Genomic DNA, 24,844 nt, shown 5'->3' with positions numbered 1-24,844 from the left:
GAGGCCGCTTATGCGGCCTTTTTTATGCGTAGGTGTTGGGTTCGGGTGCTCGGTTGAGCACAACTGTTCTGACCCTGCTGAGTTCGATATGTACTGCTTTGTTTATCTCCTGGTTACATCGGATAAAGGACAGGCAACTCATGGGGCCATTTTAATTCTCTGAGGTTGTGGGCAGATGTGGCTCTTTGATGAAGTACTGGATTGTTTTCTGAAACCATCTGTTGTCAGCTTAAACGTGCCAATTGTTAATTTTTAGCCGACAATAAAGACTGATTGAATCCGGGATAATGTATCAATGAGCTGGAGTAAGAACGGCGTTGTATCAGAACTGAGTGCAATGGACTGGCATCTGAGCCAGCCTGCCGAAGGTGCATTATGGCAGCAGTACTGTGATTACTATTCGCTGGGGCTCGAGGAAGAGGGCGCGGTTGGTCATTACGCCGGCCTGATGGAGTGCAGCAGTTATCAGGTGGCGGTTCAGGTGTGGAAACATGCGGATGCCAAAGGGACTGCTGTGGTCGTTCATGGTTATTACGATCACGTCGGTCTGTATGGCTCGCTGATCCGTTTTTGCCTGCAACAGGGGTGGAACGTAGTCGCCTTTGATCTGCCGGGGCATGGACTGTCCAGTGGCGAGCAGGCGGCCATTGACAGCTTTCAGGAGTACGACGAGGTCTTCAGTCAGGTTCTGCAGCAGGCTCAGGCGCATTTGCCGGGGCCTTTGTATGCGTTCGGGCAGAGCACGGGTGGCGCCATTCTGATCAACTATCTGCTGAAGCGACACTTCACCGCGGAGCAGAATCCGTTTGCTGCGGTGTCACTGATGGCGCCTCTGGTGCGTCCGAAGGGCTGGGCGTCCGGACGCATAATACATACCTTTGCCCGCTTCTTTGTGCGCCGGGTTAAGCGCAAGTTCAAACAGAATTCAGGTAATCCGGAGTTTGGTGAATTTCTGCTGCGCGATCCGTTGCAGCCTCATCATCTAAATGTCCGCTGGGTCAGTGCGCTGAAAGTCTGGCTGCCTTATGTAGAGTCTCTGCCGCCATCCTCGGTAATGGTTAACATTATTCAGGGCGATGCGGATCAGACGGTCGACTGGCAGCACAATATGAAAGTACTGGCAGAAAAGTTTCCCAATCAGCGCCTGAAGATTCTGCCGGGCGGCCAGCATCATCTGGTCAACGAGTCACCGGAGCAGCGTCAGCGTATTTATCAGCAATTAGCTGAATGGCTGACTGACTGAGAGTTATCTGGCCTGATTGGACCGCCAAAATGGGACGATCGACCCTGTTTATCTGCCGGGCTTACCACTACCTTACGCAGGATATGGCAGTGGAGATTCATTATGGATAATCAGGTGTTAGCGCTTACTCAGGCTGAAATGAATAAGCGGCTGGTTGGCAATTTTATTGAGCTGACCTGGAATCAGGGCTTCTTTCATCTGGTGAAATCTCTGGCTGCGAGGGACTTCACCTATCACGCCAGCATGGTGGATATGCCGATGAATCTGGCAGGAATGGAAACCCTGATTGGTATCGTGCGCGCGGCCATGGATGATTTCTGTGTCTCTGTGGAAGAGATCGTCTGTGAAGGCAATCGCGTGGTCACTCAGTCCACGTTCAGTGGCACACTGGTTAAGCCGCTGATGGGATTTCAGCCTGTGGATAAGATGGTGGTGCTGCATGCTGCAACGTTCTGGGAGGTGCGGCGCAATACAGTCGTCAGTGGTAACTCTGTGCTGGATACCGGCGATCTGTTTAAGCAGGTGCAGCGCATTATTGCGCCGGCGAAGCTGCAGGCCATCGCCTTCTGATTCGCCATTCTCTGAGACCTTCCTGCTAACGGCAGGAGGTCGGGATGCATGTCGTCAGACGGCTTTAGTCTGCGCCATGATGTGATGCCACTCTGTCTCGCTCACCGGCTGTACAGACAGGCGGGAACGATTCAGCAAAACCATGTCTTTCAGTGCGCTATCCTGGCGCATATCTTTCAACTTTATGATCGGCCTGAGTGCACTGACAGCTTCGACTTCAATGGTAATCCACTTCGGGTTCTCTCCGTCTGAAGCCGGATCGTAATAATCTGAGGCCGGATCAAAGGCGCTCGGGTCGGCAATGCCAGTGCGTGTGACCCGGCAAATACCGACGATTGCGGGCTCTTTACAGGCGGAATGGTAAAAAAATGCGAGATCGCCCACAGTTATGTCATCTCTGAGTATGTTGCGGGCTTGATAATTACGCACGCCGTCCCATAATGTGCGCCTATCTGGTGCACGCTCCAGGTCTTCGTAGCCGAAGGCTGACGGTTCTGATTTCAGTAACCAGTAATTCATCTTAGTTATATACGCTAATGGTCTGACTTTTGCTGGTCAGATGCTGTCATATTGATTCCGGTAGATGGCCGTTGTTGGGGAACACGGTTATCTGATGTACCAGACTGCTTACTTGTGGAGAAATAATAACAATGAAAAAGCCTGATATCCTTATCCTTCTGACCGTCGTATTCCTGTTCGGAGCTGCGGTTACCTCGGCCATGAACGGTGAAGATCCTAATCGTCCTGAACGCCTGATGTCACTGGAAAACAGTATCCGCTGATATCCACTCTGCTGCGCCGCAATCAGAAGCGGTGCAGTTTCTGCTCCGTTGCAATCGCATTTAACGGAATATCCCAGGGTTCTGCTGGCAGGGCTGGCATTTTTTGCAGCTCATAGGCACAGCCGATTAAGGACGGACGCTGACCCGGTCTGTGCATAAACGCCAGTGTACGGTCGTAAAAACCACCCCCCATGCCCAGCCGGTTGCCACTTTCATCAAAAGCGACCAGTGGCATACAGATAACGCTGATAAAGCTCGCTGGTACGGCTTTCAGACGACGGAAATCCGGTTCGGCAATGCCGAAGCGGTTGGTCGTCATCGGACTGCCCGAATGATAAGGCAGAAAACTCAGATGGCCTTTGCGCAGCGGATGCAGTACTGGCAGCAGTAACGTCTTGTTGCGCTTCTGCAGGGTGCGGATAAAAAACGACGTATCGATCTCGCTGTCGTTGGTTAAATAGACAGCAATACGTCTGGCGGAACGGAACTGTGGTGACTGATCCAGAGAACGCAGAAGACCGATACTGGCCTGGCGACGGAATGAACGGGACAAATTGCGACGCGCGCTACGCATCTGGCGGCGTATCTGAACTTTGCCTGGAATGTCTGTTTTTTCAGCAGTCAAAAGAAGAGGCTCCCCACTGTGCCGCTGTCATAAATAAAGCCCTTGAACCCTGTGGTCCAAGGTGGCAGGCCAGACACTGAATCAGGCTTTCCGTCAGGCGGACATGCGCACATCAGCGAATGAAACCTTCCATAATAAAGTGCATCGGCTCAGGTCTTTATCGACTGGCAAACACCCCAGGGAGCAGAGCAATTATAACAGAATGAAAATGCTAAAAAGACCCCTGTTACAAGAAAAAGACAGGCACTGAAAGCATCTCTGGCTTAGCATAAAACTTGAATATCAGTCAAAGGACTAATACTTTCACTTTGTACACAAATGTAACATCCGCCCGCCTTGTGTGATACGTTGTGAATCTTGCTTGCCGGGATGGGATAACAAAGCGTCGTTATGAACATCGTTATGTCCTGAGGGGAATGAGTCCCGGGAGAATTAAGCAAAACATAGCCAGCAGAAAGTCGTCGCTGCAAAGTCATATCGGGCTGTTCCGTCAACGTCGGAACATCTGATTGATTAATGAGTTATTTAAATAAGCGGTTACGCTTAAATAACTAAATGCAATGGAATTCCTGTATCACATGACAGGAATATGACAGGAAGCTTCTATGTCTGTACCCGCCTTCAAACTGACCGTCGGCAGCACCGATTTAACTGTGGTGGAAGTCGAGGGGTACGAATCCATCAGTGCGCCTTTTGAATACCGGCTTGTCTGTCAGGCTCCGGATAATCTGCGCCTGGCGGAAGCGATTAACGAGGATGCCGTTTACACAGTAAAGCCCGACGAAGATCTGTATGGTGAGGATATTTTCATTCGCGGTTATATTACTGATGTATCAGCAAAGAATGGCCTCTGGACTTTGTGTCTGCGTCCTAAATTGTTACTCGCAGATACCAATAATAAATCTGAAATTTTCTACAACGAAAGCGGTAACGATATTTCAGATATTATCGACTACCAGCTAAGGGCAGATGCAGATAATAGCGGTACTTCGCTTAATATCAGCCTTGGTGCGACCTTGCCGGTAAAACAGTTGATTTGCCAGTATCAGGAATCCAATTTCAGTTTTTTCAGTCGCTTAACTGAACACTGGGGGATTTACTATTATTTCGATCATTTCGAAAATCAGTTAGTGGTTGCCGATGGTGCTGATTATCTGGATTTTATCGACGGTATTTTTAAAACCCAAAGTGGCAGCAGTCAGAACGATCTGATGAAATTTTACGACTGGGAAGAGAAAACAAATTCCAGAGGTCCTGTTCAGATTAAAGTGGTTGGCTATAACCCACAAACCGCCAGTACTTTGATTGAAGAATATTATCCGGCAGATAAAGAAGAAAACGAAAAGGAAATTACGGTACAGATAGGTGACATCGAATCCAGTGATGAAGCCTCTTATCTTGCTCAGGCGCGCTACGAAGCCATGACGGGAATGCGCAGCTATGTGGTAGCCAGTCATGATCAGCCTGTTTTTTATCCGGGCTTTATTGTAAATACAGACGACGATGGGGATTTTGCGCAGGCGGTCGTTATTTCCTGTAAGCATCGCGGTCAGAATCTTGCAGCGCTGCGCACAGTTCGCCGTGGACGGGAATCATCTGAAGTCGCCAGCTATGAAGTGGAAGTAACACTGATTCCGGCAACGGTTGGCTACCGGCCTCCGCTTAACACACCTCAGCCGGAAGCCAGTTCTCTGATTGGCAAGGTGGTCAGTGATACCCAATCTTCACTGTTACCTCAACGCAATGAGTTCGGCCGCTATAAAGTGTCGTTTAATGGTTTTATCAATGATTACTCAGCCCTGCCCTGGCTGCGGAAGGCTCAGGCGACTGCCGGAATGAACAGTCACGATATGCCATTATCACCGGGCACCGAGGTGTCGATAGGCTTCCATTACAGCAACCCTAATTGCCCATATATTCAATACGCGCTGGAAAATTCCAGTCATCCTGCACCGGTAACTCATGCGAATCCGAATCATGCAGTGATAAAAACCGAGGGAATGCTGTTATTCAGTTCGAAAGAAGGTCGCTATAACTACAGTACAACGGTTCAGCATAACAGAGCAGACGACAGTGCTCTGAGTGGCACGATCAAAAACTATTACACCAATCGTGGTGCATTTGATCAGAATAATAATTTTATTGATCCATCCGATACCAGTGTGGCTTTAATCACAGACGCCGATGAAAGTTCAGGTGATTACATTATTACCCGTCACTACGGTGACGCATTTGAAATCCGGGAAGGCGATAAGCTGCATTGGCATAATGGCAATCTGTACGATTTCGGTGGCTACTGGAATTACAATCTGGGTAACAGTTACGAAGAAAACTTTATTGATCAGGAAGCACCGCTGAATATAAAAGTTCAGCTGGACAGCCGTAGTGGCGATATTCTTGAAAACACCGGCCCGGATTGGACCAGCGTAGACTTCAGCCAGCTGGAAATGAATGGTCTGAGCAGCGACGATGTAACACCTTCGTCATATGGCACAACAGGTATAGACACAACGGCAACAGGGAAAACCTTCTCGGTTAACACTGATGGTGCCTGGGGTGCCGGAGGTATGAACGTCAGTAAAAGTTACAATGCCTCCTACGACTATAAGTTCGGTGAAGGTATTGATGTATCTGATCGCGTTAATAGTTTGGAAGTAACCCATACAGATGCTAATACCGCCAATATTGAAATGACGTTCCATAATGGCGTTCTGCGTGCATGGGAAAAGAAGAAAAACCGCGAAACTTTTGCTAAGACCTGGAATTCTTCCGGCCAGCTGACATCGGATATGACAGCTAAAAAAGAGGGTGATTTCTTTGTTACCGAAGAAACGACATGGCATGGCAAAGGACAGAATCACAAATCATCCTGGTCCAAATCCTACAAAACCGATGATTCAAGGATATCCGAATCCCGTAGTTATAACGTAGCTACAGGAGCACTGGCGGCCTACAACACCAAAGTTGAAAATGGTATGGGCAGTGCTGAAATGGATTTTTCCTATTCCGAGTCGGCGAAATCATCGTTTAATTTTGGTGGAACAACATCATTTTCACTGTCAGCTCAGCGTGATGTATCTCTGGCAATCAGTTTCAGTGGTAACCTGAATATGAAAATAGATTTATCCGGAACCATTGATATTGATGCGGGATTTTCTAATAAAATTTCTGTAGACCTCAATCCGGGCGTCGAACTGAAATTCAACGCCAAAGGAAGAGTAAAAGCCGATGTTCCGGCCGCCCAATTAGTGAGCGAGCTGCGGGCATCGGTTTACAGCGGCATGGTTGATCTGGTTAATAAAAATACAGCGCTGGAAAAGAGTCTGGTCAGTATTAAAAGTGATGTTACTGCCCTGGATCAGTCCAGTGTCAAACTGAACACTGCTTATACCTGCATTTTTGTGTAATCGATTATGAAGATCTGTTCACCTATGCAGTTGACAGCCAGCAGCAGAGTCCTGGAACACAACCGCCGCTGGTATTGGGTGGTATCGGCTTCTATGTGCATTTCTCTCAGAGATAGTAAGCCAGTGCTGCTTCATGACTATCTGGATTCCATGATGCAGGCAATGGATGATCCGCCGTTGCTGGATATGGGCATGCCCAAACCCTTCACAGAATGGTTGCTGAGCGGACGCTTCTGCGCTGCGGATAATCAGATGGTCACGGCGGGTAAAACCCGAGTGAAGCTGGCTGATCAGGAAAAGAGTCTGAACGTGTTTGGTGACCGGCAGTGGACGGCGGGACTGCCATCGTCGCCGCAACCTTTCGTTGCCATGCCCCTGCGTTACAGCTACAGCTATGGTGGTCAGAATTATGACCTTAATCCTGCTGGAAAAGGGTTTCAGACTAAGGAATTACCTAATATTGAACTGCTGTCAGAAACCACTGAGTCGGCAAAAAAACGCTATACCCCGGCAGGTTATTCTCCTCTTCCTGTTCACTGTCCGCAGCGTGCTAAATATCAGGGAACGTATGATAAGAGATACATGGAAAATTATTTTCCTGGCTATCCACAGGATATGGACTGGCGGCTTTTTATGTCAGCACCGGATGATCAGTGGTTCTCTGGCTTTCTCCGCGGTAATGAAGCCTATCAGCTGGAAGGGCTAAGTCCCCGACTGCCACAGATAAAGGGTAATCTGCCCGGCCTGGTTCCGCGTTGTGTTATCCGCCAGCGCGCTGATGATAACGGCGGTTATCAGTTAGCGGATATCAGTCTTAATCTTGATACTGTTTGGTTTTTCCCTGAAGCCGTCTCCGGTAGCGGCAGCTCACAATCGGCAGAAGATGGTGTCGTTCAGCTGATCTGGCGTGGTGTGACAGAAGCCTGTAGTGATGATGCTGAAGAAATCAGCCATGTGTTATTAGGCTATGAATATGCTGAAAATCCACAGCCAGCAGCACACTACCGCAACGCCTTGCTGCGACGTATCGAAAACCCTTCTCCTCTGGAAGATTCGCTGAATACTAAAGACCTGATTCCTCCTGATCATAAAACAGCATTACAGATGTTAACCGAAGATGTGCAGGGCGCAGCAGGTGGCGGAAAAAATGCTTTTTCAGAGAATATGCAGCGTAAAACCGCAGCGGTGAATGAGGAAATTAAAAAACACCTCAGTGAGCAGATCGAGGATGCCAAAAAAAGAATAGATCAGGCAGATATCGCTGCCGATAAAAAAGCAGATCTTATTGCGAGTCTTGACGCTGCTCCCGCTGTTCAGGAGCCAGACCCTATGCTCAGCGTGCTGGACAAACTTCTGCCTGGCGTTGCATCAGGTTCTTCGTCCATTGATTTCTCTGAGTTTACGTTTGAGAAAATGGACAGTGTTATCAGGGAAATTGACGATCTCGCAGAAGCCCGCAAACGCGCTGTTATCACTGATGTTAATCCACAGATAAAACGGTCATTTGAAGATATTCTGCGTCAAATGGATCGCGGCGATGAAGCTGTATCCGCTACGGGTTCTGCAGTCGAACCACAGCACAGAAAAGCATTACTGCAGCGTCTGGAATCATTGTCTGCAGAAGAGCAATCCGCTACGCCGCAACGAACAGAATTACCTCGTCTGAACGAGCAGGAAATACGACGGCAATTGATTGCTGCAGATGCTGAGCTGATCAAAGCCAGGCAAGCCGTGCATCAGCAGTCAGCTAATCCAATGTTGGCGGGAAGTGAGTCTTTAAGCGCAGTAAAAGCGCGTCTGCTGGCGCTGGAAGAAAGGCTGAAAGGCGATGTAGCAGACACTCTGTCGCAGTTACGTGATCAGTTTATGTCTGGTTACGTATTGTCTGCTCATTTCGGTGCAGACGGTCTGTCGCCTCATAGCGATGATGCAGAGCGGCGGCAGCAGCTGATGCGCTGTGTGAATACTTCAGCAGCGCTGAGTCGGCAGGATTGGGCCTGTCTTGATCTCAGTGGTTGTAAACTGGATGGGCTGGATTTTTCCGGTTGCCTGATGGAGCAGGTGAATCTGCGTGGTGCCAGTTGTGTTGGCACGAATTTTACCGGCGCTGTACTGGCAAGAGCGGATTTGAGTGGTGCTGACCTGACCGATGCTGTGCTCGATGGAAGTAATATCGGATCCGCAATCTGCCATGGTACACGCTTTGTCCGCTGCTCTGTGAAAAATACGATACTGAGTAAAGCAGACCTGTTTCAGGCAATTTTTGATTCCGCCACCATAGTAATGCCGGATGCGCTGGAAACCAGTCTCTATGGCGTCAGCTTCCGCAATGCTTCTGTCCGCGGCTGGGCATTTCTGGAAGTTACCATTGAAGGTTGTGTGTTTGAACAGGCTGAACTGGAAACCTGCAGTTTTGTACATTCCTCATTAATTAACAGCCGCTTCAATGGTGCTGTTATGCCTTCTTCGGTTTGGGTCGGGTGCCGGCTGGAAGGGGTTGATTTCACATCTGCGGATATGAGCCGTAATTGCTTCGTCAGTTCTGATGAAGACTTTGTTTTCAAGCAGTTAAATTTCACTGATGCGGTATTGAATATGGCCAACCTTCAGAATATCCGTTTTGAAAAAGCAGTATTCGCCAATGCCCGTCTTGAATATACCAACTTTAGCGGAGCGGCTCTGAAAAGCGCTCTGTTTGATGGTTGCCGCAGTGTCAGTGCCCGTTTTCAGAAGGCTGATCTGAGTCATGCCAGTTTTAACCGCTCCGATCTGATGGAGTCCATTATGACCCGGGCGCGCCTGACCGATACCAACTTTCGTGGCGCCAATATGTATGGGACGGATTTTATCCAGGCAATTGTTAAAGGATCGGATTTCAGTGGCGCGAATCTCGATGCCACCGTATTGCGTGACTGGAGACCATCTTGAGTAATCTGCGACTGAACGACCTTATTGCAACAGAAGCAGCAACGACCGCAACGGGTGTAATTGCTCAGGTTAAAAATGGCGACATCATCAGTGATGCTGAATACCACGGTATAAGCTTTTTTCAGGCAGATTTAAGTGGTGGGGTTTTTCCGCAGGCAAAATTTTTTGACTGTGTTTTTTCTGCAACCGATCTTACCGATGTATTGTTCAACGATTGCCGCTTTGAACGTTGCCGGTTTGATACGCTTGATGCTCATGGTGTGAATATTATTGGCTGCCTGTTTTTACAGAGTGTATTTGAAGATATCCGGTTTTCTCAATGCAATATTATCAACTCGGAATTTCCGGCCAGTATGATGAAAGGTGTTACCTTTTTTCAGGGTATTGTTCAGAATTCTGATCTGAGTCGATCGACATTTTCTGATTGTCTTTTTGATACTCATTCAATGAATGAAAGTTCACTTAACTCGGTATCATTTTTACAGTGTTCATTCCGCAAGGCATCGGTTATTCAATGTGAATTCTCAGATAATCAATTTGACCAGTGTCAGTTCAGTATGGTTTTTCTGAATAGAGCTGAATTACCAGGTGTCGATTTCTCTGGCATGACCCTGTCGTTAAGTCAGCTGAAAGAATGTGATCTTTCTGGTTGCGATTTTTCCGCATGCGATCTGAAACAGACCGCCTTTTCCGGAAGTAACATTCAGCGTTGCCGTTTCGATGGCGCAGATATGGAAATGGCCAATTTATATGAAGCTCAGCTTACCGGAGCTTCGTTTGATAGCTGCAATCTGAAGCAGGCTAGTCTGCAGAAGATTAACGCAGACGGATGTTTTTTCAGAAAAGTTAATTTTGAAATGACGATGATGAATGAATCTGTTGTCCGCAATTGCGTGTTCGCAGGTTCATCCTTCCATTATGCAGATCTTTCCAATGCTGTTTTTATGCAGTGTGATTTTTCAGCATCCGACCTGACAATGGCGAAGCTGCATGAAATGTACGACGAGCAATGTGTCTGGCAGGGCGCAAACAAAGCAGCTGCGCAGGGCACAGATGAACAACGTAAAAAAGCACGTAACTGGATTACATCCTGACCGATGTCAGCAAAAAAGGAGAACAGATGATGAGTTATAACGGTGAAAAAGTCGTTACCTTGCCGCTGGCAAATGACAGTCAATACCAGGCTGTTGTGGTGTCTGCAGAATCCGGGTTATGGCGTATCGAAGTAAATGGACGCACTCTTAAGGCAAAGCAGGCATTCAGTTGTCTGGTGGAACCGCAAGCGGGTGATACTGTACTGGTGAGCAGCGCCGGGCAGGTATTATATATACTCGCTATTCTTGAGCGTGACACAGGCACCATGAGGTTATCGCTGGCGGAAGAGACGGATATCTGCGGCGCTCAGAACCTCTCTCTGACCAGTACAGAGTCTCTGACCTTGTACAGTGATCGTCTTACTCAGTTATCTACCCAGCAGGTTATCAAGAGTGCAGAAATTATCGGTCAGTTTGATACCGGCCTGGTGAGTGGGGAACGCATGACGGTGCGAATCGGGCGTCTGCAATTGATCACTGACTGGCTGCAGAGCATGGCAAAGCAGGCTGTTCAGCAGTTTCAGAATTACACCCGCAAAACAGAAGAAATGGATAAAGTGGAGACCGGCAATATGGCGCACAGCAGTCGCGGGCTCTACAGCATGAATTCAAAACACACCATTATGGTCAGCGAGAAAGATACGCGCATCGATGGTGAACATATTCACATGGGCTGAGGGGCTTTTTATGTTTGCTAACTGTTCATTGTCGGGGATGCAATTTGCTATGCCGGATGTCTGTCTGACACCTGTGCCATCGCCAGCGGGGCCAATCCCGACGCCCATGCCTTATCCCAATACCGCCATGTTGCCGATGGCGTTACCGCCGACCTGCTCGCTGAAGCATTTCATCAACATGATGCCTGCGCATAATCTGGCAACCACGGTTCCTATGAGTATGGGGGATAACGCGGGGGCTCTGGGCGGTGTGATGTCGGGCATGATGATGGGGCCGGCACGCAGCATGATGGGCAGTGTTAAAGTCTTTACCGGCGGGATGCCGGCGACGAAAATGTTGTCTCCGGCGATGCAGAATCTGACCAATGCACCAGGCGGCATGACGCTGGCACCTTCACAAACCAAAGTCCTGATTATGTCCTGAAGGTAATATGCAGTTATGAGTGATCAGCAAGTAAAAATCAGTGCCTATGTGTCGCCCGATCTCGAATATTGTTACCGCGATATTGCCAATATCTTTGTTGGCAGCGATGAGGTGACATTTGAATTCGGTAACCACCATAAATCGTCGCCGGGTAATGCGGTGATCAATAACCGCATTGTGATGTCGCTGGCCAATGCCTACGACCTGCAACAACGTCTGCAGCAGGCGTTAATGGAGGCACAGCAGGCGCTGTTGCGTGAGCAACAGGGTGGCTGAAAGCAACGCACAAAAAAGCGGACTCAGGTCCGCTTTATTGTCGATTGATAAAATGGGCGGATCACAGCTCTGTTTATAACTCCAGCTGCATATCCTGTTCCAGTGCTTCATCCACCAGAGCGTCGATGGTGGCGAGCGAAGTACGGGTTTCCGCCTGTTCGGCCTGCAGTTCGTGCAGTTGGTTGGCGATATTCAGGGCAGCAATAACGGCAATACGGTCTGTTCCAAGTACCTTACCTGTTGCTGCTCCGGCATTTTTTATCTCTGCCATTTTGTCGTTCAGGTAGCGCGCTGCTTCGCGCAGTTTTTCTTCTGCGCCTTCCGGGCAGTTGATACGGTACTCACGCTCGAGGATGGTCAGCTCAAGAATACGGGAAGAATTAGCCACTGTTGCGCTCCAGAGTCTGCAGGCGGGTAATCATTTCGTTAACCTTACGGCGGGCGATTTCGTTCTGTTGCATCAGCTTGGCACGCTCTGCCTGCCATTCAGCCTCAGCAACACGCATAGCCTTATTCTGCTCACGCAGAGTCTCGTGCGCACTGATTAACTTTTCAATCTTTCGCTGCAGGTTGCGCAGTTCAGGGTTTTGCATCAGTTTTCCGTTGATCTTCAGAAGGTTCTGTTAAGCCTCACGCTACACTATAAGAGGCACTTGGCCGGATGGTCAACGAGTGGAAGCTGACGCTGAGCGACATTCCCGATTATCGCAGAAATCTGTGTGGCGTCGGTGTTAGAATGCCAACCTTATTGAATGTTCCGGGGATATTATGACCATCGATTTTAACACCGCTGCCGACCTCTGGGTTGAGTCCGGCTGTTTTCAGACACCATCCGCCCTGCAGGGCTGGCTGACGGGTTTTCTTTCCGCCGGTGGCCGCCTGACCGATGATGCCTGGATGGTGGAAGCGCAGGAGTATCTGGAGCTTGAAAATGACCTGCCGGATAACCTGAAAGATCTGTTGCGCGACTTCTATGAAGAAGTACTGACCGGCCTCAGCGGCGAAGCCATGGATTTCGCTATCCTGCTGCCTGCGGATGAAGATGCCGATATCGATGAGCAGGTGGAGTGTCTGGCACAGTGGAGCAAAGGTTTTCTTGATGGCTTCGGTGCGTCTGGCCGGGTACAGGGCAAAGTGCCGGAAGACGTGATGGAAGTGCTGCAGGATCTGGACGCTTTCTCCAACGCACAATTGGATGATCCGGCCGACCCGGACAATGAAATGTTATATCTGGAGCTGGCGGAACATGCCCGTATCGCCGCTCTGACCGTTTTCTACGCCATGAACAAACAGGGTCCTGCCAGCAAAACCCTGCATTAATGAATTGTTCGTTTTTACGGCAACCGAGGTAATTATGAAGTTAGATCCAAAAGAGTACGCGAAACGTCGTCAGCAACTGATGGACATGATGAGCCCGAACAGCATCGCCATCATTCCCTCGGCGCCGCCCACCATCCGCAACCGCGATGTTGAGCACCCGTTTCGCCAGGATTCTGATTTCTATTATCTGTCTGGCTTTGCTGAAGAACATGCGGTGGTGGTGCTGCTTCCCGGCCGTGAGCATGGTGAATATGTACTCTTCTGTCAGGAGAAACTCAAAGAGCAGGAAATCTGGACCGGCCGCCGTGTTGGTCCGGAAGCGGCTCCGCAGGTGCTGGGCTGTGATGACGCGTTTCCGATCAGTGATATCGACGACATCCTGCCAGGCCTGATCGAAGGCAAAGACCGTGTGTACGCCAGCCTTGGGGTCAGCCCGAACTTTGATAATCAGCTGATGCAGTGGGTCAACCACATCAAAATGCAGGTGCGTAACGGTGCCACGCCACCACGTGAATTCAGCGCACTGGATCATCTGCTGCATGAAATCCGCCTGATCAAATCGGCGGCGGAAATCAAAGTGATGCAGCGTGCGGCGGACATCAGTGCCGACGCCCATACCCGGGTGATGAGCATGGTAAAACCGGGCATGTACGAATATGAGCTGGAAGCCGAGCTGATGCGTACCTTTATGGCTGCGGGTTCGCGCTGGCCGGCTTACCCGTCCATTGTCGGTACCGGCGATAACGCCTGTATTCTGCACTACACCCAGAACACCGAAGAAATTAAAGATGGCGATCTGATTCTGATCGACGCCGGTTGTGAACTGGATTACTACGCCTCAGACATTACCCGTACCTTCCCGGCCAACGGTAAGTTCAGCGAGCCGCAGCGCAAGCTGTACCAACTGGTACTGGACGCCAACTATGCCGCCATCGCCGCAGTGAAACCCGGCGTTGACTGGAACACCCCGCACGAAGTGGCAGTGAAAGTGCTGGTTGAAGGTCTGGTGGAATACGGCCTGCTGCAGGGCGAGGTCAGTGAACTGATCGAAAGCCTGGCCTACAAACCGTTTTACATGCACAAAACCGGTCACTGGTTGGGTATGGATGTCCACGACGTGGGTGAATACCGCATCGACGGCGAATGGCGCATTCTGGAAGAAGGCATGGTAATGACCATTGAACCCGGCCTGTATATCGCGCCGGATGATCTGACCGTCGACGAACAATGGCGTGGTATTGGTATCCGCATCGAAGATGACGTCGTCGTCACCAAAGACGGCTGCAAGGTACTGACCACCGGCGTGGTAAAAGACGTCGCAGACGTAGAGGCTCTGATTCAGGGCTGAGAAAGGTAAAGAACAGCATGAATGCACAGATTCCACAGACCGATGTCGTGGTTTTAGGCGCAGGTATGGTGGGTGCCAGTCTGGTCCACCTGCTGGGTCCGGCCATAAGCACGGGTCTTAACGTGACCCTGATTGATCGTCATGAACTGAACTGGGATGGCGATCTGGCCAGTCGCCCGCCAAGCTTTGATGGGCGCGCTACGGCGCTGTCTTACGGCACGCAGCAGATGCTGGAGCAGCTTGGTCTCTGGTCTCTGATGCAGGAACGTGCCTGTGCCATTGAACATATTCAGGTATCGGATCAGGGCCGCTTTGGGCAGGCGCATCTGCATGCCAGTGAACAGAATGCTGAGGCGCTGGGCTACATCGTTGAGAACGCCGCACTGGGTTATGGCCTGCTGAAGACCATCGCCCGTGAGGGCGTTGATATCAAGGCGCCGGCCAGCGTCAGCGCGGTCAGTATGAATGCAGCAGGTGCGCTGCTGACCTTCGCCGATGGTACTCAGCTGCAGACTTCGCTGCTGGTGATGGCGGATGGTGCGCGCTCACCGCTGGCGTCCAGTCTTGGTATCCGTCATCAAAGAAACGACTATGGCACACATGCTCTGGTCACTCAGGTAGAAGTTGATCAGCCTCACGGCCACTGGGCGTATGAGCGTTTCAGCAGCGATGGCCCGATCGCTTTCCTGCCGTTAAGAAGTAATCACTTTGCCGTGGTCTGGACCCTGAATAACGATGAGATCGACGGCGTTATGCAGTTGTCCGATGACGCATTACTGGCGCGTCTGCAAACCCAGATCGGTTACCGTCTGGGCCGGCTGAAGAAAGCGGGCGAACGGGCGACGTATCCTTTGGGGCTGGTGCGCAGCTCAGAGCAGGTACGCCGCTCGCTGGTGTTACTCGGCAATGCCGCCCACAGTCTGCATCCGGTGGCCGGACAGGGGTTTAACCTTGCCATCCGTGATACCGCAGTACTGGCAGAGCACCTCAACCGTGCCTTTGCTCAGGGTACAGCGTTGGGCGATCTGAACATGCTGCAGGCCTATGAGCGCCAGCAGCAGGCGGATCAGTTCAATACGGTTGGTGCCAGCGATCTGCTGCCGAAGATGTTCGGCTCCTCCTCGAAAGTGGTGAGTGTGTTGCGTGATGCTGGTCTGTTGGCCATGGCTGCAGCACCGACAGCGCGACGCCTGTTCACCCGTCATGCTATGGGGTTAGGCCAGAAAGCGGCAGCTCTGACCCCGGTAACTTCAGCGCCGGCGAGAGCTGGCATCAGCGGAGAATAACCATGCAATATGATGTAGTTATTGTTGGCGCCGGACTGGTGGGTCAGTCCATCGCGGCGGCGCTGGTGCAGGGCAATCAGGCGCTGAAACAGCCATTGAAAACAGCGCTGATCGATCCGAATTTCTCACAGCAGCCGCCGGCGGCGGGAACGGATATCAGCGACTTCGATCTGCGCGTGTCGGCTCTCACCGAAAAAACCCGCGCTTTCCTCGAGCAGCTTGGCGCCTGGCAGAATATCCCGGCAGAACGTCTGGCACCTTATACCAGTATGGTGGTGTGGGATGGTGAGGGTACTGGCGCGGTAAACTTTGCTGCCGCTGACCTGCATGTTCCGGCACTGGGACATATCGTAGAAAACCGCCATACGCTGTGGGGTATTCAGCAGAGCCTGCAGGCATCCGCTGATGCCGGCCACGGCGCTGTGGATATCCTTGCTGAAAAGGTCCGTTATCTCGATAACCGTGACGCTCAGGGCTACACCCCGGTGGCGCTGGAGAACGGCACTCTGTTGCAGGCGAAACTGGTGATTGGTGCCGATGGCGCACTGTCCCGGGTGCGGGCCTGGGCCGGGCTGCCAACCCGCGAGTGGGATTATGGTCATCACGCCATTGTGGCAACCGTGCGCTGTGAGCAGCCGGTCGCCGCGACTGCCTGGCAGCGCTTCCGTCCACAGGGGCCGCTGGCCTTTCTGCCAATGCCGCACGATGAACATCTGGCATCTATTGTCTGGTCAACTTCTGAAGAAGAGGCCGATGAGCTGCTGGCGCTCGACGACGATGCTTTTAATGCCGCGCTGACTCAGGCTTTTGAAGGGCGCCTCGGCGCGGTTACGGCCAGCTCAGCCAAAGCCCGCTTCCCGCTGCGCCAGCGCCACGCCAAAGATTACTGGTGTGAAGGTATTGTGCTGGCCGGCGATGCGGCACACACCATTCATCCACTGGCCGGACAGGGTGTAAACCTTGGTTTTAAAGATGCTCAGACGCTGGCGGAAGAACTGCTGCGCGCCCAGGCGAAAGGTCTGGATATTGGCAGTGCGCTGGTGCTGGCACGTTATCAGCGCCGTCGTCAGGCGGATAACCTGAGCACCATGGCGGTAATGGAAGGCTTTAAACGTCTGTTTGCTGCAGATGACCCGCTGCTGCGCTGGATGCGCAATGAAGGCATGCGTCTGTTTGACCGCCTGTTACCGGTCAAACAGCATGTTGTGATGAAAGCCATGGGGCTGGACTGACCAGCCACGTCAGCCGGGCTGAGCCCTGCCGGGGCTCATGCCTGATTCAGGCTTTATCTTTCGGTACGCGGCGGATGCGCCCATGCTCATCAATGGCCACATACACAAAGACTGCATCCACGACTTTATGGCGCGCTGGCTCATTCGGGTTGCGGGTCCAGACTTCGATGGCGATGCGGATAGATGAACTGCCGATATCCAGCAGACGGGTATAGAAGCACACGGCAGCGCCAACCCGGATCGGCGACATAAACACCACAGATTCCAGTGCGACATTGGCTATGCGGCCTTTTGCCAGACGGGTAGCGACGGTTTCTGCCGCGTGGTCCATTTGTGCAACTACCCAGCCACCACTGATATCACCGTGGACATTGGTTTCGTTACGGGTAGGAATCAGACGGAGCGTGAGTTCGCCTTCCGGTGAGGGCTCACAATCGTCGCGCGCCTCAGTTTGATAATTCATGGGTCAACCAGAGTTAGTATTATTTTTCCGCGAGTGTACTGTTTTTTATTCAGGCAAAACACCCGACTTTGGCCTGAAACATAGTATTAACGGCAGGTTATCAATAACCTGACGGCAGTTGAAGTCAGAAATATCAATAACTTACAGGGATGTGCTGACCGGTAAATACTTCCCCTGGCGGGTAACTAAGTGGCCAATCAGCGGTATTGCTGGCAGGTTAAATCTTAAAGTAAAACCATCGTGCAATTATTGCTTCTCTTCTTCTGTGTGCTGGCAATTCCTGCCCTTTCCGTTGATGACCCGGCAAGGGAAGCTCAGCCAGCGGCGCTTTACTGGCAACACTATGTTTATGACAACAGTCTGATGGCCTTTGAGAAAAGCATCAACTGTCGCTCAGGCCACGCCGTTACTGGGTTTGTTGGCCCATCCTGCTGTCACATAACTGTAATATCAGTGTCATAATCGATGTGGATGTCATATTTTTGTAACATTGCTCCTCAATAATCCGCAGCAACCAAACACGATACATCCGCCCACTGGACGGAATGACAAAGGAAGCGATTATGAAAAAAGCTCTGTTAACCGGCGCTGCCGTACTGGCCTCTGTAATGAGCGTTGCTGCTCACGCAGAACGTGACTACATCAGCATTGTTGGTTCATCCACTGTTTACCCGTTCTCTACCGTTGTGGCTGAACGTTTCGGTAAGTCTACTGACTTCCGTACTCCAAAGGTTGAGTCTACCGGTTCCGGTGGCGGTCTGAAGCTGTTCTGTAGCGGTGTTGGTGGCGCTACTCCTGACATCACTAACGCTTCCCGTGCGATCAAGCCATCTGAAGTGGAGCTGTGTGCACAGAACGGCGTTAAAGACATCGTTGAAATCACCATCGGTTTCGACGGCATCACCTTCGCTAACTCTCACGAAGCTGAGCAGATGAGCGTTACGCTGAAAGATCTGTACCTGGCTCTGGCTAAAGTTGTTCCGGCTGCTGACGGTTCTGAGACCCTGGTTGATAACCCATACAAAACCTGGAAAGACGTAAACCCGGCTCTGCCAAACAAGAAAATCGAAGTTCTGGGACCTCCACCAACTTCCGGTACCCGTGACGCTTTCGCTGAACTGGCAATGGAAGGTGGCTGTAAGACTTTCCCGTTCATCAAAGAGATGAAAAAGACCGACAAGAACAAGTACAAAGCCGTATGTCACGGTGTTCGTGAAGACGGCGCTTACATTGAAGCCGGCGAAAACGACAACCTGATCGTGCAGAAACTGGTCGCTAACCCTGATGCATTCGGTATCTTCGGCTACAGCTTCCTGGAAGAGAACGAAGATAAGGTGCAGGGTGCTGTTGTAAACGGTAAAATCCCGACTTTCGACAATATTTCCGATGGCTCTTACCCAATCAGCCGCTCTCTTTTCTTCTATGTTAAGAAAGCACACGTTGGCGTAATCCCTGGTATCAAAGAATACCTGGCTGAGTTCACTTCTGAACGTGCCATGGGTGAAGACGGTTACCTGTCAGAAAAAGGTATGATCCCGCTGACAGAAGAGGCTTACAAAAAACAGGTTAAGGTTGCTAAAGATCTGATTACCCTGTCTGCCAAGTAAGTAGGTCTCTGCGGACCACACAGTAAAAGCCGGGGCATGCTCCGGCTTTTGCACGTTCAATAACTTAACATTCAGACAAGACCTCATGAATTACAGTAGTCTCATTATCGTGCTTCTGATTCTGCTTGGCGGGGGCTACCTGCTGGGCCGGAACAAAGCGCGGGCCATTGCCAATCAGGGCGCTACACTGCATTCCCTGCCAACTCACTATGGTGCCCTGGTTGCTCTCTGGACCGGTCTGCCACCTCTGTTACTGCTGATTATCTGGAGTCTGTTTGAACAACGGGTTGTGGATCACCTGCTGATCGTGCAATTGCCACAGCATATCCAGGCAGGTACTGCCACGGATATCCAGCTTGCCATCAGTAAGGTGCACAACCTGGCCAGCGGCAGCGGACTGGCTGAAAGCCCGGAACTGACGCCGGCAGTGGATCACCTTAAAGCCCTGGAATCCCGTACCAGCATGCTGCATACCGGCATGATTCTGGCGCTGGCTCTGCTGGGTCTGGCACTCAGCTGGCGCCGCATTCAGGGCGAACTGCGTGCCCGCTCTGAAGTTGAGCGTCTGGTACGTACTATGCTGTTCGCCAGCTCTGGTATTGCGGTACTGACCACACTGGGGATTCTGGCTTCCGTTCTGTATGAATCCTGGATGTTCTTCGGCAAGGTCAATGTATTCGACTTCCTGTTTGGTACCAGCTGGTCGCCACAGATTGCCCTGCGTCCTGATCAGGCAGGTTCTTCCGGTGAGTTCGGTGCCGTTCCGCTGTTTGCCGGTACGCTGCTGATTTCATTTATCGCCATGCTGATTGCCGTGCCAATCGGTCTGATGTCGGCCATTTATCTGTCTGAATACGCGACGCCGCGTATCCGTTCTTATGCTAAACCGGCGCTGGAAATTCTGGCCGGTATTCCGACGGTTGTGTATGGCTTCTTCGCCGCTCTGACCGTGGCTCCGGTGATCCGTGGTCTGGGTGAAAGCTGGGGACTGGATGTGTCCTCCGAAAGTGCTCTGGCCGCCGGTCTGGTGATGGGCGTGATGATTATTCCGTTCGTATCGTCTCTGTCAGATGACGTGATTAATGCTGTGCCACAGTCTCTGCGCGACGGCAGTTACGGTCTTGGTGCCACACGCAGCGAAACCGTGCGCCAGGTGGTCATCCCGGCAGCACTGCCAGGTATCGTTGGTGCGATTATGCTGGCGGTGTCACGGGCTATCGGTGAAACCATGATTGTCGCCATGGCGGCGGGTCTGTCGGCCAACCTGACCATCAACCCTCTGGAAAGTGTGACCACCGTAACTGTGCAGATCGTTACCCTGCTGGTAGGTGACCAGGAATTCGATTCACCGAAAACGCTGGCAGCGTTTGCGCTGGGTCTGGTGCTCTTCCTTGTTACGCTGGCGCTGAACTATGTCGCTCTGAAAATTGTGCAGAAATACCGGGAACAATATGACTGATAACCTGATAACAACCCGTGAAAAAGTAGAGCACAGCATGAAGCGCCGCCGTGCGGCGGAATCCCGCTTCCGTGTTTACGGTATGGCGTCTGTACTGTTTGGTCTGCTGTGCCTGGTGGTTCTGTTTGGCAACATTCTGTCGAAAGGTACTTCTGCCTTTACCCAGACTTTTGTCACCACTGAGATCCTGCTCGATGGCGATACGCTGGGGCTGACGTCAAAGTCGGATGACGATGAAATCCGCCGGGCGAATTTTGATGGCCTGATCAAGAATCATCTGAAAGCCACTATGCAGCCGGATGGCCGCAAAGAGCGCCGTCAGCTTTATAGTCTGATCAGCTCGGGAGCATCCTGGCAGCTTATGGAAGAAGTTCAGGCGGATCCTTCGTTGATTGGCAAAACCATCAGCATTGATCTGCTGGCGGACGATGATGTCGACCAGTGGTTCAAGCATGATCGTGAACTGGAAGGCGAGCATTCCCGTCTGTCGGACGTGCAGCTTAAGTGGCTGAATGGCTGGGTGGACAGCGGTGCATTGCATACCAAGTTCAATACCCGCTTCTTCACCAACGGTGATTCGCGTGAACCTGAGATGGCTGGTATTCACGGTGCTATTAAAGGCACTCTGCTGACGCTGATGGTTACCTTCCTGCTGTCATTCCCGATTGGTGTGGCGGCGGCGATTTACCTGGAAGAGTTTGCGCCGAAAAATAAAATTACCGAGTTTGTTGAAATCAACATCAACAACCTCGCGGCGGTACCGTCGATCACCTTTGGTCTGCTCGGTCTGGCTATTTTCATCAACATCTTTGGTGTGGCGCGTTCCACCCCGCTGGTGGGTGGTCTGGTTCTGACGCTGATGACGCTGCCGACCATTATTATTTCCGGCCGTGCTGCTATTAAAGCTGTGCCGCCATCCATCCGCGAAGCAGCGTATGGCCTGGGTGCTTCCAAGATGCAGGTGGTCTTTCACCATGTACTGCCGCTGGCACTGCCGGGTATGCTGACCGGTACCATCATTGGTATGGCACAGGCTCTGGGTGAAACGGCGCCGCTGCTGATGATTGGTATGGTGGCGTTTGTGGTCGACGTACCTGGGTTTGTGAATGATCCGTCAACGGTTCTGCCGGTGCAGATTTTCCTTTGGTCAGACAGCCCGGAACGGGCCTTCACGGAACGTACATCCGGCGCCATTATTGTTCTGCTGGGCTTCCTGATTGTGATGAATACTGCCGCTGTTATGCTGCGCCGACGTCTTGAGCGCCGTTGGTAATCATTAAACGAATTTAAGATCTGGATAACTGATTTATGAGTATTATTGAGAACCACGAAACACACGGCGTTCCGTTAAGTGATAAACCGAAGCTGACGGCGCGCAATGTGGATGTATTTTATGGTGAAAAACAGGCGATTTTTGACGTCAGCCTGGACATTGGTGCGAACGAAGTGATTGCCCTGATCGGCCCATCCGGTTGTGGTAAGTCGACTTTCCTGCGTTGTCTGAACCGCATGAATGACACCATCGATATCTGTCGTGTTGGCGGCGCTATCGAGCTGGACAATGAAAATATCTACGACAGTAAAATGGATGTCGTGCCATTGCGCGCCCGTGTCGGTATGGTGTTCCAGAAGCCAAACCCGTTCCCGAAATCCATTTACGACAACATTGCTTACGGTCCACGTATTCACGGTCTGGCGCATACCCGCGTTGAGCTGGACGAGATCGTAGAAAAAAGTCTGCAGCGCGCCGGCCTGTGGAGCGAAGTAAAAGATCGTCTGCACGCACCGGGTACTGGTCTGTCCGGTGGTCAGCAGCAGCGTCTGTGTATCGCCCGTACCATTGCGGTTGATCCGGAAGTGATTCTGATGGATGAGCCATGTTCCGCGCTGGATCCGATTGCAACTGCTAAAATTGAAGAACTCATCGATGAGCTGCGTGAAAACTACACCATTGCCATCGTGACTCACTCAATGCAGCAGGCTGCCCGTGTCTCCCAGCGTACGGCGTATTTCCACCTCGGTCAGCTGATCGAAGTGAATCCGACGGATCAGGTATTCACGACACCAGAACACGCATTAACAGAAGCCTATATTACCGGCCGATTCGGTTAAGGGGACGTCAGCATGGATATGAATTTTAACCAACACATTTCCGGTCAGTTCAACGCTGATCTGGAAGCCATCCGTAACCATATGATGGGCATGGGTGGTCTGGTCGAGCGCCAGGTTGCCAACGCGGTGGAAGCGATCTGCAATGGCGATACCCGCATCGCCGATGACGTCATCCGTCGCGAAGACGAAGTCGATCAGATGGAAGTTGCTATCGACCACGAATGTACCCAGATTCTGGTGCGTCGTCAGCCAGCGGCTTCTGACCTGCGTATGGTTCTGGCAGTTTCCCGTGTGGTGCGTGACCTTGAGCGCATCGGTGATGAAGCCAGCAAGATCGCGATTCACACGCTCGAAGTATCGGACAACGCCAGTAACAACCTGTGTCAGCAGGCCATGCGTTATATGGGCGCAGAAGTGGTGAAAATGATCTCAGGTGCGCTGGACGCTTTTGCCCGCCATGATGTGGACGGCGCGGTGGAAGTGGTACGCACCGATAAACGCGTTGACCAGCAGTATGCGTCCGCATTACGTGAACTGATCACCTATATGATGGAAGATCCGCGTTCCATTGGTCAGGCGATCAATATTCTGTGGATTCTGCGTGCCATCGAACGCATCGGTGACCATGCACGGAATATCTCAGAGCAGGTGATTTATCTGGTCAGCGGCACCGATGTCCGTCACAGCTCGCTCACAGAGATCGAAGAAAAAGCTGCCACGAAAGAATAAACGTCAGCACTTTTTGGCTGATTCACGGCCCGCCCGGAGAAATCCTGGCGGGCTTTTTTGTGTCTGCTGTCAGAACTGGTGCCCGGTAACTGGCAGCTTCGTCCGCTTCAGCTATGTTCATGTCAGAAAACTTTCAGAAATATGTCATGAAAATGAAATAAAAGGCTTTGTTGTAACAAAGCTGTAATCTAACTGAAATATTATCGTCATGATTGAAAGCCGGTGCTGCAGCAACCCTTGCCGCTCACAGGTCACTGAGTGAACACTGAACTGGAACGTAACAATGAAAAAACTTGCTCTGTCCCTTGCTGTTGCAGCCCCGCTGGCTGTGAATGCGGAAACCATTGAAATAGAAAAACCTGAGTTCTACGGCAAGATCAATGTCGCTCAGGAATTTGTGCAGCAGAAAGACGCGGGTAATCTTGCCCAGCTGAATTCCAATGCCTCGCGTCTGGGTGTGAAAGGCACGATTGATCTGGATGCCGGGCTTACCGGTATTTATCAGGCTGAGTTTGAAATGTATCCGGATGACGGTGATAAAGACTCAGACCGTACCTTCGCACAGCGTAATACCTACATAGGTATTAAAAGCGCTTACGGTACTCTGCAGGCCGGTATTTTTGATACCCCGTTCAAAAAGGCACAGAAAAAAGTCGACCTGTTTAACGATCTGCAGGGTGATATTAAGCATATTATCAGCGACAGTGAAAACCGTGCCAAAAACAGTGTGCAATACACCTCGCCTGAGTTTGCTGGCCTGACCGCAACGGTTGACCATATCAACTCAGAAGATGAAGAAATCAACAACGGTCTGTCGGCCTCTCTGGCTTATCAGCGTGGCGATATTTATCTGGCTTATGCGTATGACACTGATGTCTCGGACGAAGGCACCGAAGCACAGCGTGTGGCAGGTCAGTACAGTATTGGCCTGGTACAGCTTGGTGCACTGTGGGAAACACAGGATGACGGCGTTGACAGCAAAGACGGCTGGATGGCCTCGGCAAAAGTAAAAGTCGCCAGTAAGGTGTCTCTGAAAGCTCAGTACGGTGCATCCGATATCAAAGAAGAGGGTGGCGTTACTTACAGCCTGGGAGCGGATTACAAACTGACAAAAGTCGCCAAGACCTTTGTTTATGCGACCAGTGAAGAAAGCGACGATGAAAGCGTGAACGCTCAGTACTACGGTGTTGGTCTGGAATATAAATTCTGATCACATGCGCCACAAAAAAGCCCCGTAATGCGCAATGCTGTTCACTTAAGAC

At 51.2% G+C, this 24,844-nt stretch carries 24 protein-coding genes and 1 other RNA gene; 19 read left to right on the top strand and 6 right to left on the bottom strand.

Features of this window, described 5'->3' with window-relative positions:
• Positions 1 to 295: 295 nt before the first annotated feature.
• A complete protein-coding gene (locus tag B2Z72_RS07215) occupies positions 296 to 1,243 on the top strand; it encodes an alpha/beta hydrolase (protein ID WP_297004439.1) in 948 nt (315 codons plus the stop codon).
• Positions 1,244 to 1,345: 102 nt separating this feature from the next.
• Positions 1,346 to 1,813 carry an ester cyclase gene (locus B2Z72_RS07210; RefSeq protein ID WP_296982628.1) on the top strand — a complete coding sequence of 156 codons (468 nt, stop codon included), beginning with the start codon at positions 1,346 to 1,348 and terminating at the stop codon, positions 1,811 to 1,813.
• Between the two features lie 54 nt (positions 1,814 to 1,867).
• Here B2Z72_RS07210 and B2Z72_RS07205 read toward each other — a convergent pair whose 3' ends face one another.
• The gene (locus tag B2Z72_RS07205) at positions 1,868 to 2,332 is read right to left on the bottom strand and encodes an EVE domain-containing protein (RefSeq protein WP_296982627.1); all 465 of its coding nucleotides are present in this window, start codon (positions 2,330 to 2,332) and stop codon (positions 1,868 to 1,870) included.
• A 131-nt stretch (positions 2,333 to 2,463) separates the two neighbouring features.
• Here B2Z72_RS07205 and B2Z72_RS07200 point away from each other — a divergent pair, with 131 nt between their 5' ends.
• Complete coding sequence (locus tag B2Z72_RS07200) at positions 2,464 to 2,595, top strand: hypothetical protein (protein ID WP_296982626.1); 132 nt, start codon at positions 2,464 to 2,466, stop codon at positions 2,593 to 2,595.
• Positions 2,596 to 2,617: 22 nt separating this feature from the next.
• On the opposite strand, the gene B2Z72_RS07195 is transcribed toward B2Z72_RS07200, so the two are convergent.
• Entirely contained in the window at positions 2,618 to 3,220 is a 603-nt protein-coding gene (locus tag B2Z72_RS07195; protein WP_296982625.1) for a 5-formyltetrahydrofolate cyclo-ligase, read from the bottom strand.
• Between the two features lie 6 nt (positions 3,221 to 3,226).
• Positions 3,227 to 3,406, bottom strand: a non-coding RNA gene (gene ssrS, locus B2Z72_RS07190) — 6S RNA.
• 419 nt (positions 3,407 to 3,825) lie between these two features.
• Here ssrS and B2Z72_RS07185 point away from each other — a divergent pair.
• From B2Z72_RS07185 to B2Z72_RS07160, 6 genes are read left to right on the top strand one after another with little or no spacing between them, the layout of a single operon-like run.
• The gene (locus B2Z72_RS07185; RefSeq protein ID WP_296982624.1) at positions 3,826 to 6,627 is read left to right on the top strand and encodes a type VI secretion system Vgr family protein; all 2,802 of its coding nucleotides are present in this window, start codon (positions 3,826 to 3,828) and stop codon (positions 6,625 to 6,627) included.
• Between the two features lie 24 nt (positions 6,628 to 6,651).
• A complete protein-coding gene (locus tag B2Z72_RS07180) occupies positions 6,652 to 9,555 on the top strand; it encodes a DUF2169 family type VI secretion system accessory protein (RefSeq protein ID WP_296982623.1) in 2,904 nt (967 codons plus the stop codon).
• On the top strand, positions 9,552 to 10,649 hold the full coding sequence (locus tag B2Z72_RS07175; RefSeq protein ID WP_296982622.1) for a pentapeptide repeat-containing protein: 1,098 nt from the start codon (positions 9,552 to 9,554) through the stop codon (positions 10,647 to 10,649). The genes B2Z72_RS07180 and B2Z72_RS07175 overlap by 4 nt, the downstream gene beginning before the upstream one ends.
• Positions 10,650 to 10,675: 26 nt before the next feature.
• On the top strand, positions 10,676 to 11,326 hold the full coding sequence (locus tag B2Z72_RS07170; RefSeq protein WP_296982621.1) for a DUF3540 domain-containing protein: 651 nt from the start codon (positions 10,676 to 10,678) through the stop codon (positions 11,324 to 11,326).
• 10 nt (positions 11,327 to 11,336) lie between these two features.
• Positions 11,337 to 11,750, top strand: a complete 414-nt coding sequence (locus B2Z72_RS07165) for a DUF4150 domain-containing protein (protein WP_296982620.1) — start codon at positions 11,337 to 11,339, stop codon at positions 11,748 to 11,750.
• 15 nt (positions 11,751 to 11,765) lie between these two features.
• Positions 11,766 to 12,026, top strand: a complete 261-nt coding sequence (locus tag B2Z72_RS07160) for a DUF3467 domain-containing protein (protein WP_296982619.1) — start codon at positions 11,766 to 11,768, stop codon at positions 12,024 to 12,026.
• Positions 12,027 to 12,099: 73 nt separating this feature from the next.
• Here the strand turns inward: B2Z72_RS07160 and B2Z72_RS07155 are convergent, their stop codons facing one another.
• Together B2Z72_RS07155 and B2Z72_RS07150 are read right to left on the bottom strand one after the other, a co-directional pair.
• Positions 12,100 to 12,414: a cell division protein ZapA gene (locus B2Z72_RS07155; protein WP_296982618.1), complete on the bottom strand. Its 315-nt coding sequence runs from the start codon at positions 12,412 to 12,414 to the stop codon at positions 12,100 to 12,102.
• The gene (locus B2Z72_RS07150; RefSeq protein ID WP_296982617.1) at positions 12,407 to 12,619 is read right to left on the bottom strand and encodes a TIGR02449 family protein; all 213 of its coding nucleotides are present in this window, start codon (positions 12,617 to 12,619) and stop codon (positions 12,407 to 12,409) included. The genes B2Z72_RS07155 and B2Z72_RS07150 overlap by 8 nt, the downstream gene beginning before the upstream one ends.
• A gap of 175 nt (positions 12,620 to 12,794) precedes the next feature.
• Here B2Z72_RS07150 and B2Z72_RS07145 point away from each other — a divergent pair, with 175 nt between their 5' ends.
• The 4 genes from B2Z72_RS07145 to B2Z72_RS07130 are packed head-to-tail and all read left to right on the top strand — an operon-like array spanning position 12,795 to position 17,212.
• Positions 12,795 to 13,346, top strand: a complete 552-nt coding sequence (locus tag B2Z72_RS07145; protein ID WP_296982616.1) for a UPF0149 family protein — start codon at positions 12,795 to 12,797, stop codon at positions 13,344 to 13,346.
• 34 nt (positions 13,347 to 13,380) lie between these two features.
• Positions 13,381 to 14,694 carry a Xaa-Pro aminopeptidase gene (gene pepP, locus B2Z72_RS07140; protein ID WP_296982615.1) on the top strand — a complete coding sequence of 438 codons (1,314 nt, stop codon included), beginning with the start codon at positions 13,381 to 13,383 and terminating at the stop codon, positions 14,692 to 14,694.
• A 17-nt stretch (positions 14,695 to 14,711) separates the two neighbouring features.
• Complete coding sequence (gene ubiH / locus B2Z72_RS07135; protein WP_296982614.1) at positions 14,712 to 15,980, top strand: 2-octaprenyl-6-methoxyphenyl hydroxylase; 1,269 nt, start codon at positions 14,712 to 14,714, stop codon at positions 15,978 to 15,980.
• Between the two features lie 2 nt (positions 15,981 to 15,982).
• Positions 15,983 to 17,212: a UbiH/UbiF/VisC/COQ6 family ubiquinone biosynthesis hydroxylase gene (locus tag B2Z72_RS07130; protein ID WP_296982613.1), complete on the top strand. Its 1,230-nt coding sequence runs from the start codon at positions 15,983 to 15,985 to the stop codon at positions 17,210 to 17,212.
• A gap of 46 nt (positions 17,213 to 17,258) precedes the next feature.
• Here B2Z72_RS07130 and B2Z72_RS07125 read toward each other — a convergent pair whose 3' ends face one another.
• Positions 17,259 to 17,675, bottom strand: coding sequence for an acyl-CoA thioesterase (locus B2Z72_RS07125; RefSeq protein WP_296982612.1), 417 nt, complete (start codon positions 17,673 to 17,675; stop codon positions 17,259 to 17,261).
• Between the two features lie 563 nt (positions 17,676 to 18,238).
• Between B2Z72_RS07125 and B2Z72_RS07120 the strand changes: the two genes are divergently transcribed.
• From B2Z72_RS07120 to B2Z72_RS07095, 6 genes are all read left to right on the top strand, one after another.
• A complete protein-coding gene (locus B2Z72_RS07120; protein ID WP_296982611.1) occupies positions 18,239 to 19,282 on the top strand; it encodes a PstS family phosphate ABC transporter substrate-binding protein in 1,044 nt (347 codons plus the stop codon).
• Between the two features lie 85 nt (positions 19,283 to 19,367).
• Complete coding sequence (gene pstC, locus B2Z72_RS07115) at positions 19,368 to 20,741, top strand: phosphate ABC transporter permease subunit PstC (RefSeq protein WP_296982610.1); 1,374 nt, start codon at positions 19,368 to 19,370, stop codon at positions 20,739 to 20,741.
• Positions 20,734 to 22,014 (top strand): phosphate ABC transporter permease PstA, encoded by a 1,281-nt coding sequence (pstA, locus tag B2Z72_RS07110; RefSeq protein ID WP_296982609.1) that lies wholly within the window; start codon positions 20,734 to 20,736, stop codon positions 22,012 to 22,014. Before pstC ends, pstA begins: the two co-directional genes overlap by 8 nt.
• Before the next feature lie 35 nt (positions 22,015 to 22,049).
• A complete protein-coding gene (gene pstB / locus B2Z72_RS07105) occupies positions 22,050 to 22,853 on the top strand; it encodes a phosphate ABC transporter ATP-binding protein PstB (protein WP_296982608.1) in 804 nt (267 codons plus the stop codon).
• 12 nt (positions 22,854 to 22,865) lie between these two features.
• On the top strand, positions 22,866 to 23,582 hold the full coding sequence (gene phoU / locus B2Z72_RS07100; RefSeq protein ID WP_296982607.1) for a phosphate signaling complex protein PhoU: 717 nt from the start codon (positions 22,866 to 22,868) through the stop codon (positions 23,580 to 23,582).
• A 283-nt stretch (positions 23,583 to 23,865) separates the two neighbouring features.
• Positions 23,866 to 24,792 (top strand): porin, encoded by a 927-nt coding sequence (locus B2Z72_RS07095; RefSeq protein WP_296982606.1) that lies wholly within the window; start codon positions 23,866 to 23,868, stop codon positions 24,790 to 24,792.
• Positions 24,793 to 24,844: the final 52 nt, after the last annotated feature.

Source organism: Thalassolituus sp. UBA6592, assembly GCF_002433655.1.
In the GTDB taxonomy this organism is placed as follows: Bacteria; Pseudomonadota; Gammaproteobacteria; order Pseudomonadales; family Oceanobacteraceae; genus Venatoribacter.
Note: the sequence above shows the minus strand (reverse complement) of the source record. Positions and strands in the feature narration are given on the sequence as shown.

What these genes read in the sequence shown, in the direction of transcription:
- B2Z72_RS07180 (WP_296982623.1), top strand. Translation starts at nt 6,652, where the DNA reads ATGCAGTTGACAGCCAGCAGCAGAGTCCTGGAACACAACCGCCGCTGG.
- pepP (WP_296982615.1), top strand. Translation starts at nt 13,381, where the DNA reads ATGAAGTTAGATCCAAAAGAGTACGCGAAACGTCGTCAGCAACTGATG.
- phoU (WP_296982607.1), top strand. Translation starts at nt 22,866, where the DNA reads ATGGATATGAATTTTAACCAACACATTTCCGGTCAGTTCAACGCTGAT.
- B2Z72_RS07165 (WP_296982620.1), top strand. Translation starts at nt 11,337, where the DNA reads ATGTTTGCTAACTGTTCATTGTCGGGGATGCAATTTGCTATGCCGGAT.
- ubiH (WP_296982614.1), top strand. Translation starts at nt 14,712, where the DNA reads ATGAATGCACAGATTCCACAGACCGATGTCGTGGTTTTAGGCGCAGGT.
- pstA (WP_296982609.1), top strand. Translation starts at nt 20,734, where the DNA reads ATGACTGATAACCTGATAACAACCCGTGAAAAAGTAGAGCACAGCATG.
- B2Z72_RS07150 (WP_296982617.1), bottom strand. Translation starts at nt 12,619, where the DNA reads ATGCAAAACCCTGAACTGCGCAACCTGCAGCGAAAGATTGAAAAGTTA.
- B2Z72_RS07205 (WP_296982627.1), bottom strand. Translation starts at nt 2,332, where the DNA reads ATGAATTACTGGTTACTGAAATCAGAACCGTCAGCCTTCGGCTACGAA.
- B2Z72_RS07215 (WP_297004439.1), top strand. Translation starts at nt 296, where the DNA reads ATGAGCTGGAGTAAGAACGGCGTTGTATCAGAACTGAGTGCAATGGAC.
- B2Z72_RS07210 (WP_296982628.1), top strand. Translation starts at nt 1,346, where the DNA reads ATGGATAATCAGGTGTTAGCGCTTACTCAGGCTGAAATGAATAAGCGG.
- B2Z72_RS07200 (WP_296982626.1), top strand. Translation starts at nt 2,464, where the DNA reads ATGAAAAAGCCTGATATCCTTATCCTTCTGACCGTCGTATTCCTGTTC.
- B2Z72_RS07095 (WP_296982606.1), top strand. Translation starts at nt 23,866, where the DNA reads ATGAAAAAACTTGCTCTGTCCCTTGCTGTTGCAGCCCCGCTGGCTGTG.
- B2Z72_RS07185 (WP_296982624.1), top strand. Translation starts at nt 3,826, where the DNA reads ATGTCTGTACCCGCCTTCAAACTGACCGTCGGCAGCACCGATTTAACT.
- B2Z72_RS07120 (WP_296982611.1), top strand. Translation starts at nt 18,239, where the DNA reads ATGAAAAAAGCTCTGTTAACCGGCGCTGCCGTACTGGCCTCTGTAATG.
- B2Z72_RS07145 (WP_296982616.1), top strand. Translation starts at nt 12,795, where the DNA reads ATGACCATCGATTTTAACACCGCTGCCGACCTCTGGGTTGAGTCCGGC.
- pstC (WP_296982610.1), top strand. Translation starts at nt 19,368, where the DNA reads ATGAATTACAGTAGTCTCATTATCGTGCTTCTGATTCTGCTTGGCGGG.
- B2Z72_RS07160 (WP_296982619.1), top strand. Translation starts at nt 11,766, where the DNA reads ATGAGTGATCAGCAAGTAAAAATCAGTGCCTATGTGTCGCCCGATCTC.
- pstB (WP_296982608.1), top strand. Translation starts at nt 22,050, where the DNA reads ATGAGTATTATTGAGAACCACGAAACACACGGCGTTCCGTTAAGTGAT.
- B2Z72_RS07125 (WP_296982612.1), bottom strand. Translation starts at nt 17,675, where the DNA reads ATGAATTATCAAACTGAGGCGCGCGACGATTGTGAGCCCTCACCGGAA.
- B2Z72_RS07170 (WP_296982621.1), top strand. Translation starts at nt 10,676, where the DNA reads ATGATGAGTTATAACGGTGAAAAAGTCGTTACCTTGCCGCTGGCAAAT.
- B2Z72_RS07130 (WP_296982613.1), top strand. Translation starts at nt 15,983, where the DNA reads ATGCAATATGATGTAGTTATTGTTGGCGCCGGACTGGTGGGTCAGTCC.